Here is a 19,245-nt window from a genome sequence, read left to right on the forward strand (position 1 = left end):
CTTTTCGGGAGCGGTCCGCGCAGATCGTTCGGACCGCGTAGGAGGGCCGCGCGCGACTACGCGAGCGAAGCGAACGCCTCGTCGAGTTCGGCGGCGTTTTGCGGACGCACGACACGCGCGACCTCCACGCCGTCGCGCAGGAAAATGAGCGTGGGCCAGAGCTTCACGCGAAACGAGCGGCCGAGCGCGCGGCCCGGTCCATCTTCCACTTTCAGGCGACGCACCTGCGGATTGCGCTCGAACGCCGCGCCGATCAGCGGTTGCGCGCCCTGGCAATAGCCGCACCAGTCGGTGCCGAATTCGACGACGGCGGCCCCGCTCAGCGAGTCGATTTCGTTGCGGGCGGGCGCGTGCGTGGCGTAGCTCATCGTGTGATTCCTCGTAATGGCATCTGCAGACATCCACGTACGATACCGCAACGCGCGGCATCGTTCAGGCTTCGCATCGGGGGCCCACAAGAACGTTTGCGCGATAGGTGAGGCTTTTCGGGAGTGAGCAGGTTGGCACCTGGTCACGCACCTTGAACGGAACGGTGCGAGCGCGCGGGTTGCGCCGTCACGAGCAAAAGTACCTTGAAAACAAGGGCGAAACGCCAATCCAGCGCGTGATGCGGTGAGCGCGAACCGATCGGCGGACGCACTCGAAGCGGCGTGAATCCACGCTTCGAAGCACAAAGGTGAGCGTTTGCGGGAGAGGCCGAAGCGAGCCGTCGGCGAGGCTTTGAAGCGAGGCGAAACACCTGCCGGTCCATCGTGTGAAACCCACATTAGCCCTGATTTCAAGGCTTTTTTTAGTCACCGGGCGTGACGAAGCGACAAGCCGTCGCGCTCGCGGCCTCGGCGTGTGCGCGGCAAAGGTGAGAAGATTCGGGAGTGCGCCCGGCGTTGGCCCTCGCGCTGCCGGGCCTCGAATGGACGCCCGCACCCGATGGGTATATAACATTGAAAAGTGCGGGATTCTTTTGACTACTGCTCACCAAGGGAGATCGACTTCATCATGACGAGCGACGACAAGCAAAAGCAGGACGCTCAAAAGCCTGGCGCCGGTTCATCGCAACCGGATCTGGAGAGTCTGAACGCCGCCTTCAGTCACGTCGACGAAGGCGTGAAGTCCGGCAAGATCGCGGCGGGCGCGGCCAAGGGCCTCGTCTTCAGCCTCGTCGAAACGCTGGGCGCGCTGGTGGGCGACCCCGACCTGCCGCAACACGCGCGTTCGGGCTACGAAGGGTTGCTCGAAGCCGCGCGCGAGCTGCGCGCCAAGCTGGAGCACTAATCGTTCTCAACGCGTGCGGCGGCTCTGGCGGGTCGGCAGCCGCACGCTCACGCAGCCAGCAGGGCGGCCGCGAGGCCGTCCGGCGCGGCGCCGATGCGCAGCTCCGGCGTGCCGTGCCAGTCCGCGCAACGCTGCAGCGCGCGGCGCAAGTCGGCCACCAGACGGCCGCTCGCGCGCACGCCGGGCTCCAGATGCAGCGACTTCACCTCGAACACCTGCTGCCCCCGATGCGCCTTCGCGTCGATGCGCCCGATCAATCGCCCGCGATTCAAGATCGGTAGTACGAAGTAACCGTACTTGCGCTTCGCAGCCGGTACATAGCATTCCATGGCGTAATCGAAATCGAATAGCGCGAGCGCGCGCTTGCGATCCCACACCACCGGATCGAAGGGCGAGAGCAGGGTTGTGACCGTGGAGGCGAGCTTGCCACTCGCCGCTTCGCCGATCAGCGCCGCGTGCTCGCTATGCACGAACGCGTCGTGCTTCCAGCCTTCCACGCGCACGGGCAGCAGCTCGCCCGCGTCGGCGAGTACGTGTAGGGCATCGGCATACGGGCGGCGCGGCAGGCGGAAGTAGTCGGCGGCCCAGTCAGCGCGGATCACGCCGAGCGCACGGCAGGAGCGCAGCAGCAGCTCGCGTTCCGCTTCGGCGCGTGGCGGCAGGTCGCGCGCGTCGTTCCAGTGCGGCAGCACGCGCTCGGCCACGTCGTACACGCGCTGGAAGTTGTGCCGCTGGGCCACCATCAACGCGCCGGTTGCGAACAGCACTTCCAGATGCCGCTTCTCCGGCTTCCAGTCCCACCAGCCGCTGCCTTTGGCGCCTTCGGCGCGCGCGAAGTCGGCGGAACGCACGGCGCCCCCGGCGCGAATGCGCTCGAGCAGGGCGTCGATCTCGTCGCGGTATTGGTCATGCCACTCGGCTGCGTATTTCCAGCCCATGCCGGAAGGATCGAGCATGCGATGGCGCAGCAGCCCGTAGTCCTCGATGGGCAGGAAGCAGGCCTCGTGCGCCCAGTATTCGAACAGGCGCCCTTGCGCGAGGTGCGCGTCGAGCCACGCCGGCTCGAACGCGCCGATGCGGCTGAACAGCACGAAATAGGGACTGCGCGCGACCACGTGGATCGTGTCGATCTGCAACTGCGCCATGCGGCGGATCGCGTCGAGCACGTCGTCCTGGGTCGCCTTGCGGCGCGGCGGCGCAAGCAGCCCCTGCGCCGCGAGGTGCAGCGTGCGGGCCGCCGCGAGCGGCAGCACTAGCGAGGAACCGGCTTCGGCAAGCGTGGGCGCTTCTGCAACCTCCGCAGCGCGCTCACGCATGGACGCCCGCGACCACCGTCACCGGCCGCAGCGCCGCGAGCCGTTGGTGGATCTGCGCGACCACGGCCGCGCCTTCGCCGACCGCCGCGGCCACGCGCTTGGTCGAGCCCGCGCGCGCGTCGCCGATCGCGTAGACGCCTTCCACCGAAGTCGCGAGGCTGCACGACTCGTTGTCGCCGGTCAGCACGAAGCCGTGCGGGTCGAGCTTCACGCCGCATTCCCGCAGCCAGCCGGTGTTCGGGTCCGCGCCCGTGAAGAGGAACAGATGGCGCGAATCGAAATGGTCGACGCCCTCCGGGCACGGCATCTTCAGGCGCACCGCGGCGAGGCCGCTCGTGTCTTCGTCGAGGCCGCCGATCTCGCTGTGCCCATGCACGCGCACGTTCGAGAGCGAGGCGATCCGGTCGATCAGATAGCGCGACATCGTCGATTCGAAACCGGCCTTGCGGATCAGCACGTCGATCTGGCGCGCGTGCGTGGAGAGATAGACGATCGCCTGGCCCGCCGAATTGCCGCCACCCACGAGCACGATGTTCTCGTGCTTGCAAAGCTTCGCCTCGACCGGCGAGGCCCAGTAGTAAATGCCGCGCCCCGTGTAGCGATCGATGCCCTCGATCGCGGGCTTGCGGTACACGGCGCCGCTCGCGATCACGACCGTATGCGCGCGTACATCGCCGCTACAGGTTTCGAGCCGCCGCGGTTCCTCATCGCAGATCAGCTTGCGCACCGAGACCGGAATGGCCACGTGCGCGCCGAACTTCTGCGCCTGCACGAACGCGCGGCCCGCGAGCGCCTGGCCGGAGATGCCGGTGGGAAAGCCCAGATAGTTTTCGATGCGCGAGCTGGCGCCCGCCTGGCCGCCGGGCGCGCGCGAGTCGAGCACGATCACCGAAAGGCCTTCGGAAGCGGCATAGACCGCCGTGGCGAGACCGGCCGGTCCGGCGCCCACCACGGCGACGTCGTAGACGCGCTCGCCGTCCAGTTCGGGCAGGATGCCGAGGGACGTGGCCAGTTCGGGCGCGCTGGGACGGCGCAGCACCGAGCCATCGGGGCAGATCACGAGCGGCAGGTCCTCGCAGCGCGCGGCGAAGCGCTCGATCACGCCGCAAAGCATGCCTTCGTCGCGCTCGTCGAGCACGGAATACGGATGGCCGTTGCGCGAAAGGAAGCCTTGCAGCGCAACGAGCGTGGGATCGTCGTGCTTGCCCACGAGAATCGGGCCGCCCGCGCCCTTTTCGATCAGCGAGACGCGGCGCAGGATCAGCGCGCGCACGATGCGCTCGCCGAGTTCGGCTTCGGCGACGATGGCCGCGCGCAGCCGCTCGGGCGGAATCAGGATCGCATCGACAGGTTCGAGCGCCGTGCCGTCCACGAGCGCCGGGCCGCCCGAAAGCTGGCCCACTTCGGCGAGGAAATGGCCGCGCCCATGCTCGACGATGAGCCTTTCGCGGCCCAGCCCGTCGCGCTGGGACACTTTCGCCGAACCGGAGAGCAGCACGAACATGCCGGGGCCGGTTTCGCCCGTGCGAAAGAGCAACTCCCCTGCCGACCAATGGCGCTCCTCGCCGAAGCGCGAGAGGCGCGCGATTTCGTCGTCGTTGAGCTCGGGGAACATCTGGTGGCGCCGCGTGGAGAGCGTCGAGAACGGCGCTTCGGCGGGTTGCGGCTGCGTGTCGGAGTGGCGGCTCGCGGAAGGAAGTTCCGCGGATTCCGGAACCTCGGCTTCGGTGATCGTGCCCATCTGGCGGTTCTCCTCGTGCGGGCGGCTCGGGAGCGGGCCGCCCGGATCAGACAGCTTTAGGCGTGATGTTGACCGGGACGTCGGCGTGGGCGTGCAGCTGGAGCGACTCGAGCGTGCGGCCGGCGTCGCGCCACGCATCGAGACCGCCCAGTAGCGGCACCACGTCGGTAAAGCCGGCCTCGGCGAGCTTCTTCGCCATCCAGGCCGCGGAAATTTCATTGGGGCACGAGCAGTAGATCACGAGCTTCTGGTCGTTCGGGTACTTGCCGACGATGTCTTCGAGCTTGCGCTCGTCGGCGAACAACGCACCGGGGATGATGTACGGATCGAGCTTGCGCTTTTCTTCTGAACGAATGTCGAACACGACCGGCGGCGGCTTGGCGCCCATCGCGCGGTAAAGATCTTCCACCGTGATGCGCGCGTTCGCGAGCTTTTTGATGAGCTGGCGGCGGCGTTGCCAGCGGTAGGTCGCGTAGAGCACGAGCAGCACGGCCACCACGACGAGTGCGAAGCGGCCAAGCCGGCTCGCGCCGCTCATCAGCATGTCGATCTGCGGCGCGAACATCACGCCGACGAGCAGGCCGGTGCCGGACCACAACGCCGCGCCAATGCCGTCGAAGCCGACGAACTGGCGGTAGGGCACGCCCATCGCCCCGGCCATCGGCACGGACACGAGCGACAGCCCCGGCACGAACTTGGCGACGGCGAGCACGCGCACGCCCCAGCGGCCGAAAAAGCGCTCGGTTTTTTTCACGCAGGTGTCGCGCGAAAGCGAGAGCTTGCAGAGCGTCTTGAGCGTGTTGCCGCCGTAGAGGCGCCCGGCCATGAACCACACGCTGTCGCCAATCAGCATGGCGAAGATGGCGAGCCCGAGCACCGGCGCGACCTGCTGGCCGATCGAACCGGGATGCATGGCCGCCATCGCGCCGAACAACACGAGCGCGGGCATCGCGGGCACGGGCAGCCCAAGCGATCCGGCAAGCACATTGATGAACACCAGCGCAGGCCCGTATTGCGCGATGAGGTCATGTAGCATCGGCTTACTTCCGTTGCGCCGTGAGGCGAGGAACGGGAAAGATAGGAGGGTAACGTAAAGATTATGGACGCATTTCGAAGGCGTGCAAGCGACCCCCCTGCACGCGCGTGAGAATGCCTGCCGGGTGGGGCAGGCATATGAAAAAAGCGCCGGATTGAAACGAGAGAAACGCGAGGTGTTCGCGAGATGCGCGCGATGAGCGGAAAGCGACAGAACGCGGCACACGAGACTGCGCGTGCCGCGTTCGTGTCGCCGGTTTCCGTGCGCTTAACGCGTGTGTGATTCCCCGGGCAGCTCGGCGCCTTGTGCGCGAATGGCCGCGATCAGCTCGGCCGGCGTGATTTCGTAACGCACTTCGCGATGGATGCCCGGCTTGCGCTCGTCGACTTCGACCAGCAAGAGGCTTTTGCCGTCGGCCGCCGATTCGAGGCGCAGTGAACGCAGTTCGCGTCCGGTCGCGTCGTCATGCTCGGTGAGCAGGGTCATGTTTCCGGAAGACCCGGTCGTGCGCATTGATGTTGTCCTCGTGCGTTGGGTGGTCGAGCCATTGTACGGGGTCGGCTGCGCGGCGTGTTTATGCAAGTGAGCGCAGACACACACAGCGAGATCGCTTTGCCGCGACCCTGGCCAGCCAGTGTAACGCGACTCGCCGCCGCAACGCCCGTTTTTGCGCGCCCTGCAACGGGCCATGCGAAATGCGTTGCGCGTTGCACCGCTGTCATGGTTGCGAAGCAAAGCGATGCCAGGCACCAGGCGGGCGCAACAGAAAAAACGGCCCACCCGGGCAGGCCGGGCGAGCCGTTGAAACGCCGTTGTTACTCGGATCAGCAAACCGGGGTACGGCTTGCTGACGGTTTTTATGGTGCCGCCCGCGCGCCGCACTGTCGAGATGGGACTAACGCCGATCTCTCAGACCAATAGGCGAAGCCAGCCGATTGCGTTTGCGGCGCGGCGTGCGAGCCGGTTGTTATGCCGCGATCTCCGCGGCCGCTTCGGCAAGATTGACGCTCTGGCGGCGCGCCGGGGTGCGGGCGGGCTTCGCGCGCTTTTCCGCTTCGGCGCCTGCCACGGTGAAGAGGCGCACGGCCTCGTCGAGCACGTCGGCCTGCTCGGCGAGCCGCTGCGCCGTGGCGGCGGCCTGCTCGACGAGCGCGGCGTTCTGCTGCGTGGCGCTGTCCAGATGCGCGACGGCCTGATTGACCTGGCGGATGCCTTCGGCCTGCTCGCCGCTTGCGTTCGCGACCTCGGTGATGATCGACGAGACGCGGCTCACGGCTTCGTCGATCGAGCGCATCTGCGCAGTCGTGTTGCCGACGAGGCGCGTGCCTTCGGCGATCTCGTTGACGCTGGCGTCCACGACCTGCTTGATCTCTCTTGCCGACGCCGCGCAGCGCTGCGCGAGCATGCGCACCTCGCCCGCCACCACGGCGAACGAGCGGCCGGCCTCGCCGGCGCGCGCGGCTTCGACGGCGGCGTTGAGGGCGAGGATGTTGGTCTGGAACGCGATGCCGTCGATCACGCCGGTGATGTCGCTGATCCGGCGCGACGCGTCGGTGATGCCCGTCATCGTGCGCTCCATCTGCGCGGCGATCGAGCCGCCCTCCGCGGCGGCGGACTGCGCGTCGCGCGCGAGATCGAGCGCGCGGGCGCTGGCTTCGGCGTTGGCCTCCACGGTGGTCGTGAGTTGATCCATCGTGGCGGCGGTTTCTTCGAGCGATGCGGCCTGCATTTCGGTGCGGCGCGAGAGATCGAGATTGCCGCTCGAGATTTCGTGCGCGGCGTCGAGCATGCCGTCGATCTGCGAGCGCACGTCGAACACGATCGCCGTGAGATTGGCCTGCAACTGGTTGAGCGCCTGGAGCACGTCGCCGAGATCGTCGTTGGTGGCGACCGCGAGCGTGGCCGTGAGGTCGCCCGCGGCCATGCGCGTGGAGGCCGAGGTCATCTGCGCGAGCGGCGCGCCGAGGTGGCGCGTGGTGAGACGCCAGGCGCCGAGCGCACACACGCAGGCCGCGCCGAACGCGCCCCAGAACGGCAGCGGCGGCAGCCCCTGCCAGGCGGCGAAGCCGGCCGCGGCGAACACGGCGGGCACGGCGCCATAGCCGAAGGCGATACGCGTGGCGATCGGCACGCGCAGCAGCGACTGCAGCGCGCCCACGAGTCCCGTGCGCACCACCGAGCCGTGGCGCAGCCGCACGCCTTGCAGACGGCCCTCGCGCATTTGCGCGTAGAAGGCTTCGGCCGCGCGGATTTCTTCGCGCGTGGGCTTCACGCGCACGCTCAGATAGCCGACCACCGTGCCCTGCTCGGCGACGGGCGTTACGTTCGCGCGCACCCAGTAGTGGTCGCCGGACTTGCGGCGGTTCTTGACGATCGCGGTCCAGGGACGGCCATCGCGCACGGTCTCCCACAAGTCGGCGAAGGCTTCGGCCGGCATGTCGGGATGACGAATGATGTTATGTGCCTTGCCGATCAGCTCTTCTTTCGTAAAGCCCGACACCGCGACGAACGCAGGATTGCAGTACTGAATGCGGCCCTTGAGGTCGGTGGCCGAGACGAGCATCTGCGAAGCGGGATAGTCGAATTCCTGTTGCGTGACGGGTTGATTGTTGCGCATGAGATTCCTTCGATGGGGCCGCTTGAGACCCAACAACACAGCGAGGCATAACGGCATTTCCCTTACAAACTTTAGGGATATGCACGCGTGAGGCGCGTCAGGGCCGATCCGCGCGCAGCGAGAAAATCCGTTGTGCTATCAATGGATTGGCGCGGATGTTGGGGGGTGTATGCACAGACTTTTCCCCGTTAACTGTGGACAAGTCCAGTGCCTCCAAAACGTGCAACTTCTCTGTCGCTTGGCGCATTGACGTTTGCGATCAGTGACTTAGGTTCGCTGTCCAGAAGTTGTGCACAGGGCTGCCAACAAAATCTGTGGAAAAGACGGGTGCGTTTCGAGGCGCTGCGAGACGCTGTTGCCGCGATTGGGAACGCCATGGGTTAACCGAAACGCATCAAGGACTTGATGCGGTCTTCCAACGGTTACGCACAGGGCTGCCAACAAAATATGTGGACAAGTCATGGCGCGCGGAACGGTTCGTGTTGCCAACGAAACCGGCCTCGACGGCGGCGCTTCGAACGGCGCGCCTTCACCGGCGACTTAACCTTGAGTTATGTCGACGTAACCGATTTCAATTGCCGCCTCGCTGCAAGGCATGAATACTCGGGTGCGGCGCACGAAGCGCCGACGGACCATCCGGAGGAGACTCAATGAAAAAAGTTACAACGCTCGCAGCCGTCGTCATGGGATGCACGTATCTCGCACCGGCTCAGGCGCAGGACGCCACGAGCGCTACCCTCAAAAAAATCCGCGATACAGGCGTGATTTCCCTGGGCGTGCGGGAATCGTCAGTGCCGTTCTCCTACTACGACAGCGAGCAACACACGATCGGCTATGCGCAGGACATCGCGCTGAAGATCGTCGACGAGGTGAAAAAGGAGCTGAAGCTCGACAAGCTCACGGTCAAGGAAATTCCGATCACTTCGCAGAACCGCATCACGCTCGTGCAGAACGGCACGATCGATATCGAGTGCGGTTCGACCACGCACACGAAGGAGCGCGACAACCAGGTCGCGTTCACGAACAGCTTCTTTCAGTACGGCGTGCGCCTGATTGCGAAAAAGGATTCCGGCATCAAGGATTTCCCCGATCTCGCAGGCAAGACGGTGGTGACCACGGCGGGCACGTCGGAGGACCGGCTGCTGCGCGAGATGAACAACGACAAGAAGATGGGCATGCAACTCATCGCCGCCAAGGACCACGCGGAGTCGTTTCTCAACGTGAAGACGGGGCGCGCGGTCGCGTTCGTGATGGACGAGCCGCTGTTGTACGGGGCGCGGGCCAAGGAGGCGGACCAGCAGGACTACGTGATCACCGGTACGCCGCCGCTTTCGGAGGTTTATGGCTGCATGGTGCGCAAGGACGATCCCGTCTTCAAGAAACTGGCCGATGGCGTGATCGCTCGCATGCAGACTTCGGGTGAAGCGCAGCGGCTGTACACGAAGTGGTTTACGCAGCCCGTGCCGCCCAAGGGGATGAACCTGAACTATCCGTTGTCCAACGAGAATCGGGCGCTGTTTGCGCATCCGAATGATCGGGCGCTCGACTGATCGCAGGATTTCAATGCGGCGGCCGCAAGCGGGCGGCCGCTGCGTCACGCACGCTTATTTCGCTTCCCCTTCCTGCCATTCTTCGGTCGCTTCCACATCCCCCGCCACCGAATACAGCACGCGCGTATTGCGCGTCTTGAGGAAGTCTTCGAGCGTCTCGCCGCGCATGGCCGCGTAGATGTGAAGGTTCGAAGTCCCGACGACTGCGCCGAGCTTTTCCAGCATGAAGAAGATCACGCCGTAGTGAATCAGTCCGCGCCAGTCGCGGCGGCGCACGAGAACCTTTTCCTCTTCGGTCAGCCCGGCCTCATTAAACGAGCGCTCCGGGTCGGCGAGAAACGCGCGCCGATGTCCCTCGTCGATCATCGCGTGCAGGTACTTGTTGAGGCGATACGCCTTCACGCTCGACTCGAGCCCGAACGGGTAGGTGCCCGTGAGCTGCTCCGCGCCGGCCAGTTGCCGCGCCATGTGCTGGCGGTGCCGCGCCTGCGCGTCGCCCGCCGGCGTCATCGCCGTGTTCTCGAGCACGAGCGTACCGATGCCCGTCATCGAAGGCAGGTAATAGCCGCTGTGCACCTGCTTCACGTTGCCGCTCAGCGCGCCGCGCATGATCAGCCACATGATGATTTCGGCGCCTTCGAGCCCGCCCAGTTGCGCGTACTCGGCGTGCGTCATGTCGGCGAGCGCCTGCGGGTCGTTCGTGATGGCGTCGAGGAAGCGGTGGTCCCAGTCCACGTTGTTGAAGCCCGCGTGTTCGCCATGCACCTGGTGCGAGAGGCCGCCCGTCGCCATCACCACCACGCGCAGGTCCTCGGGGTAGCTTTCGATCGCCCGCCGCAGCGCCTGGCCGAGCTTGAAGCAACGGCGAGCGGTCGGAATCGGGAATTGCAGCACGCCCACCTGCAGCGGCACCACGCGCGTGGGCCAGCCCGTTTCCGTGCGGTCGAGCAGCGCCGACATTGGCGAGAAGAAGCCGTGGTCGAGCGGCTTGTCCTGGAAGAACGACATGTCGAACTCATCGCTCATGAGGCTCGTGCCGATATGCCGCGCGAGCGCCGCGTGCCCGCCGATGCCGGGCAGGTCGCGCACGCCGCCGCCTTCGTCGGCGACCGCATATTCGTTGCCGATGCCGAGCGCGAACGCCGAGTAGTGGTCGAAGAAGAACGACGTCACGTGGTCGTTGTAGACGTAGACGATGGCGTCGGGCTGCTGCTCGCGCAGCCAGCGCTTGACCGGCTCGAAGCTCTCGAAGATCGGCGCCCAGGCGGGATCCTGCTCCTTGTGCGCGTCGTGCGCGAAGCCGATGGTCGGGGTGTGCGAAACGGCGATGCCGCCAACGATCGTGGCCATGTCTCCCTGCTCCTTGTCGCGGGTGATTGATGTGGATGGCGCCAATGTAGGGTTGACGGCAGGTTATGTAAATTGACTTATTCGCGAAAATTCCATAACTTCAGATTATGGAAAATAAGGCATCCCGGCGGCGGCCGGCGTCGGCCAGCAAGGCGGACATCCACGCAGACGCCGCCCGCGAGGCGGCAGACGAGGCCCAGCGGCAGCTGGCGTCGAGGCTGCGGCTGCGGCATCTGAACTGTTTCGTGGCGATCGCCCAGGAGCGCACGCTCGCGCGCGCCGCGGCGCGTCTGCATCTGAGCCAGCCAGCCGTTTCGAAAACGCTCGTGGAACTCGAGCAATGGGCGGGCGTGCGCCTCGTCGAGCGCGGCAGAAACGGCGCGGCGCTGACGGCGCAGGGCGAGCGCTTCCTGCGCTATGCGCTCGACGCCACGCGCGCGGTCGCAGCGTCCGCCCTCGCGCTGGCGCGGCAGGACGCGCATGCCGTGCCAGCGGTGCGCCTGGGCGCGTTGCCAACCGTGGCGACAGCGCTGCTGCCGAAAGCGCTCCTGCGTTTCAAGGCTTTGCACCCGCAAGCGGGCGTGAAGATTCACACCGACTCGAATGCCGAACTCCTGCGGGCGGTGAAAGCCGGCGACCTCGACCTGATGGTGGGGCGCATGGCCGAGCCGGCGATGATGCAGGGCGTGTCGTTCGAATATCTCTACACGGAGTCGCTGCTCGTCGTCGTACGGGCGGGACATCCGCTTGCGAACGACAGCGTTGCGCCCGCGCTCGGCGACGTGCTCGGGTTTGCGCTCGTGATCGCGGGCGAGCGCACCGCGCCGCGTCATCACACCGAGGCGTTTTTCGAAACGCATGGCTTCGCCGTGCCCGAAGGCGCGATCGAAACGCAGTCGGCCTCCGTGGCGCGCCTGATCGTTTCCGGCTCGGACGCCGTGTGGATCGTGCCGCAGCGTGTCGCACAGAGCGACATCGACGCGGGGCTGCTCGTGCAGATCGACGTGCCGGCCCCGCAGGGCGTCGAGCCGATCGGTATTCTCCGGCGCAGCACCGCTACGCTCGACGAGGCGATTGGCGCCCTCGCGCAGCAATTGCGCGAATGCGCGCAGCTGACCTAGAGCAAGATTTTGAATTTATTTCGGCATGCAGATGATATTCGGCGCGCGCAAAGACTTTGATCAGACGATTCATCGGCGTGCCCATTCTTTCGTCATTCGTAAAATTACATTTACCTTGATGTCACCAATGGTGTCGCTAAAACGGTGTCGCTAAAACGCCAATTCCATTTGAAAGAATATGCAAGATATGGAATGATATCGATTCTCATTACCGCGGACATTTTCGCGGCCAAACAACAAGACCAGCCAGCCTAGCGTCGTTTCCCTCGGTCCTTTCGGGGCGGCCCAGCCAGCCAATCGACCCGTGTCGTCCACGCCAGCTATCCGCGCGTGTCGCACGGCCGGGTCATACGCCGTGTACAGGGACCTCATGTTGAACCGGACGCCGCTCGCGAGTGCGCTCGCGCTGACCTTTGCTGTGCCTTTCGCTTCGTCTGCACTCGCCCAAAGCGAGCCTGCCGCCGCTACGGCGGCAAGCGCCACGAACACCACCACGCTGCCCACGATCGCCGTATCCGCCCAAAGCGATGCCCAGGACTTCCAGGCGGATCGCTCGACCGTCGGCGCGAAAACGCCCACCGCGCTGCGCGACATTCCGCAGTCGGTCACGGTGATCAACAAGGCCGTGATGCAGTCGCAGGGCGCCACGTCGTTCCAGGACGCGCTGCGCAACGCGCCCGGCATCACCATCGGCGGCGCGGAAGGCGGCCAGATCGGCAACAACATCAACCTGCGCGGCTTCACGGCGCAAAACGACATCTACCTCGACGGCTTTCGCGACCGCAACCAGTACTACCGCGACACCTTCGACCTCGAATCGATCGAAGTGCTCTACGGCCCCTCGTCGATGCTGTTCGGCCGCGGCTCCACGGGCGGCGTCATCAACCAGGTCACGAAGCAGGCGAACCTCAAGCCGCTCACCGAAGTGTCGACCACGATCGGCACCGACGACCGCTATCGCGCGACGCTCGATGTGAACCGTCCGCTCGGCGATCACGCCGCCTTTCGTCTGAATGCGTTCGGCCAGTCGATGGGTTCGACGCGCGACGTGATGAAAAACAAGGACTACGGTTTCGCGCCCGAGTTGCGCTTCGGCATCGGCACGCCGACCGAGGTCACGATCTCGGCGCTCATTCAGCACAACTACGACATGCCGGACTACGGCGTGCAGGCGATCAACGGCCGTCCGTTCGCGCCTTCGAAGAGCACGTTCTACGGCCTGACCGACGACCGCACGATCCAGGACGTGCAGACGGTGCAGGCGCGCGTGGAGCACCGTTTCAACGACCAGTTCAAGCTCACCAACCAGACGCAGTTCTCGCACTCGCTCACGGACGCGCGCGAGACCGCGCCCGGCGCGGTGCTGACGGGCCCGCTTGCTTCGAGCACGGCGCTCAAGAACGGCAACTTCACGAACCTGCCGCTCGAAGATCTCTACATCAAGCTGGCGAGCCACGATCGCGTGATCGAGAACCACTCGATCTACAACGATACGATGGCGCAATACAAGTTCACCACGGGCTTTCTGAAGCACGAGATGCTCGCGGGCGTCGAGGTGGGCCACGACAGCTACACGAATCAGGCCTATACGCGTAACAACCTGCCGATTCTCTCGCTGCTCAACCCGGTCTATATTTCGACGCCTTCGAACGTCACGACGACGGTCGGCAATCACGCGGCGTCGGGCGCAAACACGTTCGCGGCCTACTTCAACGAGACCATGTCGATCGGCGAGCACTGGAAGCTCATCGGCGGCGTGCGTTGGGATCGCTTCCAGGCGCATATCGCCAACACGATCAGCGCGCCGGCGTACGCGGATCAAACCAACACGTTCACGAGCGTGCGCGCGGGGGCGATCTATCAGCCGACCGACTGGCAGTCGTACTACTTCTCGTACGGCACGTCGTTCGACCCATCGCTCGAAGCGCTCACGGTCACGAACAACACGCAAAACCTCTCGCCCGAACATACGAAGTCGTATGAAGTCGGCGCGAAGTGGGACCTGCTGGGCGGCAATCTTTCGGTGACGTCGGCATTCTTTCAGCAGGAGATGGACAACGCGCGCACGCAGACTTCGACCGGTGAGTACACGCTCGAAGGCGACATTCGCGTGCGCGGCTTCCAGGCGGGCGCGACGGGCCACATTACGAACAAGTGGCAGGTGTTCGCAGGCTACACCTACATGGACGGCGTGGTCCTCAAGGCGCTCGACGGCACCCAGGGCAACACGCCGGCGAATACGCCGCGCAATACCTTCACGCTGTGGACCACGTACGCATTCACGCCGCACTGGGAAATTGGCGGCGGGCCGACCTATATGTCGGCGCGTTACGCAGCGAACACGAATTATGTGGAAACCGGCGGCTACACCCGCTGGGATGCAACGGCCGCGTACCACGAAAAGAAGTGGGACGTGCGGCTCAATCTGCTGAATCTGACCAACAAGTTCTACTACGACGCCCTCATCCAGTCGGACGGTGGGCGGTCGGTGCCGGGTATCGGTCGCACGTTCCTCGCGACGGCCGACTACCGGTTCTGACACCCGAGTGCTACGCGTGCGCGCTGCCTTTTTGCGTGCCGTCGCGCGAAGCCCGCATAATGCGGGCTTTTTGCGTAACGGCGCGCATGCACATGCATGCGGCCGCCTTGCCGCTTATGCGGCACAACGAAGGAATTGACGATGCTGGTTCACGTCCCCAACGTATTGACGCCCGAGCAGGTGCGCACGCTGCGCGCGCGGCTCGATCAAGCAGGCGACGCCTGGGTAGACGGCCGCGCAACGGCCGGCTGGTCGGGTGCGCCCGTGAAGCGCAATGTGCAGATCGCCGAGCACACGCCCATCGCACGCGAGCTCGGCGACATGGTGCTCGCGGCCATCGAGCGCAATCCGCTTTTCATCAGCGCGGCGCTGCCCAACCAGGTGTATCCGCCGCTCTTCAACCGCTATGAAGGCGGCATGACGTTCGGCAGCCACGTGGATGGCGCAGTGCGTGTGCTGCCCAACGGCGTGAAGCTGCGCACCGACGTTTCCTGCACGCTGTTTCTCTCGTCGCCCGACGAATACGACGGCGGCGAACTCGTGGTCGAAGACACCTACGGGGTGCAGGAGGTCAAGCTGCCGGCGGGCGACATGATCGTCTATCCGGCCACGAGCCTGCACCAGGTCACGCCGGTCACGCGCGGCGCGCGCGTGGCGAGTTTTTTCTGGGTGCAGAGCCTCGTGCGCGACGACACGAAGCGCGCGCTGCTCTTCGACATGGACACCGCCATCCAGCGCCTGAACGCAAGCGACGCCGACGCCCAGGCGCGGCGCAGCCTCGTGGGCTGCTACCACAATCTTTTGCGACTCTGGAGTGAAACATGAGCTTTTCCGATACCGCCGAGATCGACGCGCCGGTAACGCCGCGCACGCATCTCGACGCCGAACAGCGCGACGAGCGCGCGAAGCGCTCGCGCCGTGCGACCTTCATCAAGTGGCTGCGCAAGGTGCACGGCTGGGTAGGCCTGTGGGGTGCGGCGCTCGGCCTGCTGTTCGGCGCAACGGGATTCGTGCTCAACCATCGCGCCGAACCGCTGCGCATTTCGCCGGGCGCGCCGCAAGTCTCGACGGTGCAGATCGCCGTGCCCGACCCCGCGCCCGAAACGCCGCGTGAGATGGTGAAATGGCTGCGCTCGCAACCGGATCTCAAGTTGCCCGCGCGCATGGGCCGCGTGCAGAAGGAGCCCGAGCACAACGTGGCCTGGGGCGACCGCGAGGTCGTGCAGCCCGAGCATTGGCAGATGATGTTCACGTCGCCCGGCGAGAGCGTGATGGTCGAGTACTGGGTGGGTAACGACAAGCTCACGCTCAAGCGCAACGACAACTCGCTCGTCTCGACGATCACGAACCTGCACAAGGGTACGGGGATGAGCGTCGGCTGGGTGCTGTTCATCGACAGCTTCGCCGGGGCGCTCATTCTGCTTTCGCTCACGGGCGTGCTGCTGTGGACGGAGCTGAACAGGCGCAAGACGGTGGGCGCCGTGCTGTTGTTCGGCTCGATTATCGTGGCGGTATGCGTGGGGCTGGCGTAAGCCTCGACGTGTGAACCCGGCAACGGGCGCGAACGCCGAGGTTCGCGCCCGTTCGATTTCAGTCTTTCACGCCGCGCTTGCGCAGCAGATAGGTGTCCATGATCCATCCGTTCGCTTCGCGCGCCTCGGCGCGAACGCGGACGATCTCGTCTTTCACGTCTTCGAGCCGGCCCGCCATCAGGATCTCGTCGGGGGTGCCGACATAGGCGCCCCAGTAGATATCGAGTGCTTCGCCCGCGAGCTGCGCGTACGCGTTCTGCGCGTCGAGCATGACCACCGCGCTGTCCACGTCCTGCGGAAAACCGCCCTCCGCGAGCCGCCTTCCCGTCGTGATGCTCACCGGTTTGCCGATGAAGTTGAGCGGCACGCGATGCTTCGCCGCGAGCGCCTGCACGCTGCTGATGCCGGGAATCACCTCGAAGTCGAACGCGAGCCGGCCATCGGCCAGGATCGAATCGAGAATGCGGATCGTGCTGTCGTAGAGCGACGGGTCGCCCCAGACGAGAAACGCGCCGCATTGGCCGTCGGTCAATTCCTCTTCGATCAGGCGCTCGAATACGCGCTGCTTGTCGCGGTTGAGCTCGTCCACGGCGGCCTTGTAATCGAGGCCTTCGTCGCGGCGCCGCTCAGGGCTCGTGGCCTCCACGATGCGATAGTCGTGGTCCTTGATGAAGCGAGCGCAGATTTCCTTGCGCAGCGCGACGAGCTTGTCCTTGGCCGCGCCCTTGTCCATCACGAAGAACACGTCGGCCGCGTTGAGCGCTTCGATGGCCTGCACGGTCAGGTACTTCGGATCGCCCGCGCCGATGCCGATGATGAGGATCTTTTTCACGTTGCAGTTCCGGAATGGGAGTCGTCGGTGCGGCGCAATGATAGCGCGAGTTCCGCGCCGTGCCGCGCTCGCGGGCAGGGCAATTTTCTTCAATACGCGGGCGGCGGGCGCGTCTACCCTCGACGCTTGTTGATCGCCCCTGAGCGTAGCGAGGAAAACCGTGAGCACTGCCTTCTCGATGGCCGCCTTCGCGCTGGCCACTTCCATTACCCCCGGACCCGTCAATATCGTCGCGCTGAGCGCGGGCGCGCGCTACGGGCTGCGCGCGAGCCTGCGCCACGTCACGGGCGCGACCGTGGGCTTCACATTGCTGCTGCTGCTGATCGGTCTCGGTATGCAGCAACTGCTGGCGCGCCTGCCGTTTCTCACGCGCGCGCTCGAATGGGCGGGCGTTGCCTTCCTGCTGTACGTTGCGTACCGGCTCGCCACCGACGATGGCCGCATCGACTCTCCGAACGCGGCGCGCGGTCCTTCGCTGATGGTGGGCGCCACGATGCAATGGCTCAATCCCAAGGCGTGGCTCGCCTCGGTGGCGGGCATGGGCCTGTATGCGGCGTCCGGCGAGAATGCGCTCGTCTGGCAGTTCGCCGCGATCTATTTCGTGGTGTGCTACGTGTCGATTGCGTGCTGGGCGTGGGCGGGCGCGTCGCTGCGCCAGGCCTTGCGCGAACCCGCACGCGTGCGTTTCGTGAATCGCGCGATGGCGTTGTTGCTGGCGGGCAGTGCAGTCTGGCTGGTGCTCGCCTGAACGCGCGGCGGCTCCGTTAGCCGCGATACTGGCCAGGCGTCGCGGCAACGAACTGGCGGAACGCGCGCTGCAGATGTGCTTGATCGGCGAAACCCGCTTGCGCCGCCACATCGGCAATGGCGTGCCCGCGACGCAGTTGTGCGCGGCTAAACTCGATCCGGCGGTTCACGACATACGCGTGCGGCGTCATGCCGTATTGCTCGCGAAACGCGCGAATGAGGTACGAAGGCGAAAGATCGGCGGCGGCGCAGATCTCTTCGAGCTTGAGCGTGCGCGTGTAGTTGCCGTCGATGAATTCGGCCGCGCGCGCGAGGCGCTCGTTCGGTTCGCGTGCGCTGACCGGCGCAGGATTCAGGGACTGCTGGAGCCTCGAGAAATAGGCGACGGCGGCGCATTCCTTGCGCAATGCCGACTCATTCGTATCGGTGAGCAACGCGTAGAGCGCGTTGAGCCCGTCGAACAAATCGCGCTCCCAGCTCAAGGTCTGTTCGAATGGGCGAAAGCCCTCGTGCGCGCCGAAGCCCAGGTCGTGTTGCAGATTCGCGAGCCACGCGGTGTCGAGATAGAACATGCGGTAGGCCCAGGGCTCGTCGGCGGCCGGGTTGCAGGCGTGCACGACTTCCGGGTTGATGACCACCACCGCGCCCGCGCTGATATGCGAGAGCGTGCTCCCGTTCAGGTAGGTGCTGCGCCCGCCCGTGACCGCGCCGATCGAGAACGTGCTGTGTGCGTGACGGCCGTAGCGGACCTTGCGGCCGTCGGCGATGGCGCGCACCTCGATGAACGGCAGATCAGCGTCGCGCCAGAAGTAGGGTTGAGCGTCGGACGTCGTGGCTTGCGGCATGGGAGACCTCGGAGTGATGCTGCGCGCATCGAGCGACGCAGGTGGTCCATATTAGCGCAACGCGAGCCGGCAGGGGGACGTGATAGGCTTGTCCGAATCGCGCGAGTCATTCCCTTTCCATTGCCAGGCACTGCACATGAACGAAACGAATCCGACGAAGCCAACGAAAGCAACGATTCGCCCGTTGACCGAGCAGGACGCCGAGGCGTTTCACGCCATGCGTTTGTACGCGGCCGAAAATTATCCCGCCGGCATCGTCCCGACCTATGAAGAGGAATCGAAGCGCACGCCCGAAGAGACCCGGGCCCGGGTGCGCGCCACGGAGAACCAGGTCGTATTCGGCGCATTCGTGGGCGACACGCTCGTCGGCATCACCGGCCTCATGCGCGAGCCGCGCCGCAAGCTCGCGCACAAGGGGCTCATTTGGGGCGTGTTTGTCGATCCCGCGTGGCGAGGCGCCGGCATCGCCAGGCAATTGCTGGAAGGAGCCATCGCTCATGCCCGCGCGCTAGGCCTGCTCCAGGTGCAACTGGTGGTGAGCGTGCTGAACCCCCGTGCCCAGGCACTCTACCGCGCGTGCGGCTTCGTGCGCTACGGGGTCGAGCCCCGCGGCCTGTGCATCGACGGCGAGTACGCCGACGACGAACTCATGGTGCTCTTTCTCGACGACCCCGCCGTGCCCGACTGAGCGTCACGCCGTGGCCGGACAACGCGCAACGCAGAGCGGACGTCAAGTGTGGTGTAACG

General features: G+C 65.4%; 17 protein-coding genes. 8 read left to right on the forward strand and 9 right to left on the reverse strand.

The features are described from left to right. Window positions 1–56 precede the first annotated feature (56 nt). Window positions 57–368, reverse strand: coding sequence for a thioredoxin family protein (locus tag AB4Y35_RS01670; RefSeq protein WP_368696554.1), 312 nt, complete (start codon window positions 366–368; stop codon window positions 57–59). Window positions 369–996: 628 nt separating this feature from the next. On the opposite strand from AB4Y35_RS01670, the gene AB4Y35_RS01675 reads away from it, so the two are divergent. Next, a complete protein-coding gene (locus AB4Y35_RS01675; protein ID WP_028207911.1) occupies window positions 997–1,272 on the forward strand; it encodes a hypothetical protein in 276 nt (91 codons plus the stop codon). 47 nt (window positions 1,273–1,319) lie between these two features. Here AB4Y35_RS01675 and AB4Y35_RS01680 read toward each other — a convergent pair whose 3' ends face one another. The 5 genes from AB4Y35_RS01680 to AB4Y35_RS01700 all read right to left on the reverse strand — a co-directional run bounded on the left by AB4Y35_RS01680 (window position 1,320) and on the right by AB4Y35_RS01700 (window position 7,982). Then, window positions 1,320–2,588, reverse strand: coding sequence for a winged helix-turn-helix domain-containing protein (locus AB4Y35_RS01680; RefSeq protein ID WP_368703088.1), 1,269 nt, complete (start codon window positions 2,586–2,588; stop codon window positions 1,320–1,322). Continuing rightward, complete coding sequence (locus AB4Y35_RS01685) at window positions 2,581–4,329, reverse strand: FAD-dependent oxidoreductase (protein ID WP_368703089.1); 1,749 nt, start codon at window positions 4,327–4,329, stop codon at window positions 2,581–2,583. Before AB4Y35_RS01685 ends, AB4Y35_RS01680 begins: the two co-directional genes overlap by 8 nt. Window positions 4,330–4,375: 46 nt before the next feature. Further along, window positions 4,376–5,365, reverse strand: a complete 990-nt coding sequence (locus AB4Y35_RS01690) for a DedA family protein/thiosulfate sulfurtransferase GlpE (RefSeq protein WP_368703090.1) — start codon at window positions 5,363–5,365, stop codon at window positions 4,376–4,378. Window positions 5,366–5,632: 267 nt separating this feature from the next. Further along, complete coding sequence (locus AB4Y35_RS01695; RefSeq protein ID WP_028207914.1) at window positions 5,633–5,878, reverse strand: hypothetical protein; 246 nt, start codon at window positions 5,876–5,878, stop codon at window positions 5,633–5,635. Between the two features lie 454 nt (window positions 5,879–6,332). Continuing rightward, the gene (locus tag AB4Y35_RS01700) at window positions 6,333–7,982 is read right to left on the reverse strand and encodes a methyl-accepting chemotaxis protein (protein ID WP_368703091.1); all 1,650 of its coding nucleotides are present in this window, start codon (window positions 7,980–7,982) and stop codon (window positions 6,333–6,335) included. Window positions 7,983–8,632: 650 nt separating this feature from the next. Between AB4Y35_RS01700 and AB4Y35_RS01705 the strand changes: the two genes are divergently transcribed. Next, on the forward strand, window positions 8,633–9,532 hold the full coding sequence (locus tag AB4Y35_RS01705; RefSeq protein ID WP_342919185.1) for a glutamate/aspartate ABC transporter substrate-binding protein: 900 nt from the start codon (window positions 8,633–8,635) through the stop codon (window positions 9,530–9,532). 54 nt (window positions 9,533–9,586) lie between these two features. Here AB4Y35_RS01705 and AB4Y35_RS01710 read toward each other — a convergent pair whose 3' ends face one another. After that, on the reverse strand, window positions 9,587–10,882 hold the full coding sequence (locus tag AB4Y35_RS01710) for a gallate dioxygenase (protein ID WP_368703092.1): 1,296 nt from the start codon (window positions 10,880–10,882) through the stop codon (window positions 9,587–9,589). A 107-nt stretch (window positions 10,883–10,989) separates the two neighbouring features. Here AB4Y35_RS01710 and AB4Y35_RS01715 point away from each other — a divergent pair, with 107 nt between their 5' ends. From AB4Y35_RS01715 to AB4Y35_RS01730, 4 genes are all read left to right on the forward strand, one after another. Then, window positions 10,990–12,003: a LysR substrate-binding domain-containing protein gene (locus tag AB4Y35_RS01715; RefSeq protein WP_368703093.1), complete on the forward strand. Its 1,014-nt coding sequence runs from the start codon at window positions 10,990–10,992 to the stop codon at window positions 12,001–12,003. A gap of 370 nt (window positions 12,004–12,373) precedes the next feature. Then, window positions 12,374–14,542, forward strand: a complete 2,169-nt coding sequence (locus AB4Y35_RS01720; RefSeq protein WP_368703094.1) for a TonB-dependent receptor — start codon at window positions 12,374–12,376, stop codon at window positions 14,540–14,542. A gap of 141 nt (window positions 14,543–14,683) precedes the next feature. Beyond that, window positions 14,684–15,367: a Fe2+-dependent dioxygenase gene (locus AB4Y35_RS01725; RefSeq protein ID WP_368703095.1), complete on the forward strand. Its 684-nt coding sequence runs from the start codon at window positions 14,684–14,686 to the stop codon at window positions 15,365–15,367. Next, window positions 15,364–16,074 (forward strand): PepSY-associated TM helix domain-containing protein, encoded by a 711-nt coding sequence (locus tag AB4Y35_RS01730; RefSeq protein WP_368703096.1) that lies wholly within the window; start codon window positions 15,364–15,366, stop codon window positions 16,072–16,074. Before AB4Y35_RS01725 ends, AB4Y35_RS01730 begins: the two co-directional genes overlap by 4 nt. Before the next feature lie 58 nt (window positions 16,075–16,132). On the opposite strand, the gene cobF is transcribed toward AB4Y35_RS01730, so the two are convergent. After that, window positions 16,133–16,906 carry a precorrin-6A synthase (deacetylating) gene (cobF, locus tag AB4Y35_RS01735; RefSeq protein WP_368703097.1) on the reverse strand — a complete coding sequence of 258 codons (774 nt, stop codon included), beginning with the start codon at window positions 16,904–16,906 and terminating at the stop codon, window positions 16,133–16,135. A gap of 160 nt (window positions 16,907–17,066) precedes the next feature. Between cobF and AB4Y35_RS01740 the strand changes: the two genes are divergently transcribed. After that, window positions 17,067–17,654, forward strand: coding sequence for a LysE family translocator (locus AB4Y35_RS01740; RefSeq protein ID WP_368703098.1), 588 nt, complete (start codon window positions 17,067–17,069; stop codon window positions 17,652–17,654). Window positions 17,655–17,670: 16 nt separating this feature from the next. Here the strand turns inward: AB4Y35_RS01740 and AB4Y35_RS01745 are convergent, their stop codons facing one another. After that, on the reverse strand, window positions 17,671–18,498 hold the full coding sequence (locus AB4Y35_RS01745) for an AraC family transcriptional regulator (RefSeq protein WP_368703099.1): 828 nt from the start codon (window positions 18,496–18,498) through the stop codon (window positions 17,671–17,673). 136 nt (window positions 18,499–18,634) lie between these two features. On the opposite strand from AB4Y35_RS01745, the gene AB4Y35_RS01750 reads away from it, so the two are divergent. Beyond that, window positions 18,635–19,186: an N-acetyltransferase family protein gene (locus AB4Y35_RS01750; RefSeq protein ID WP_368703100.1), complete on the forward strand. Its 552-nt coding sequence runs from the start codon at window positions 18,635–18,637 to the stop codon at window positions 19,184–19,186. Window positions 19,187–19,245 lie beyond the last annotated feature (59 nt).

The organism is Paraburkholderia sp. EG286A (genome assembly GCF_040965375.1).
Lineage (GTDB): Bacteria > Pseudomonadota > Gammaproteobacteria > Burkholderiales > Burkholderiaceae > Paraburkholderia.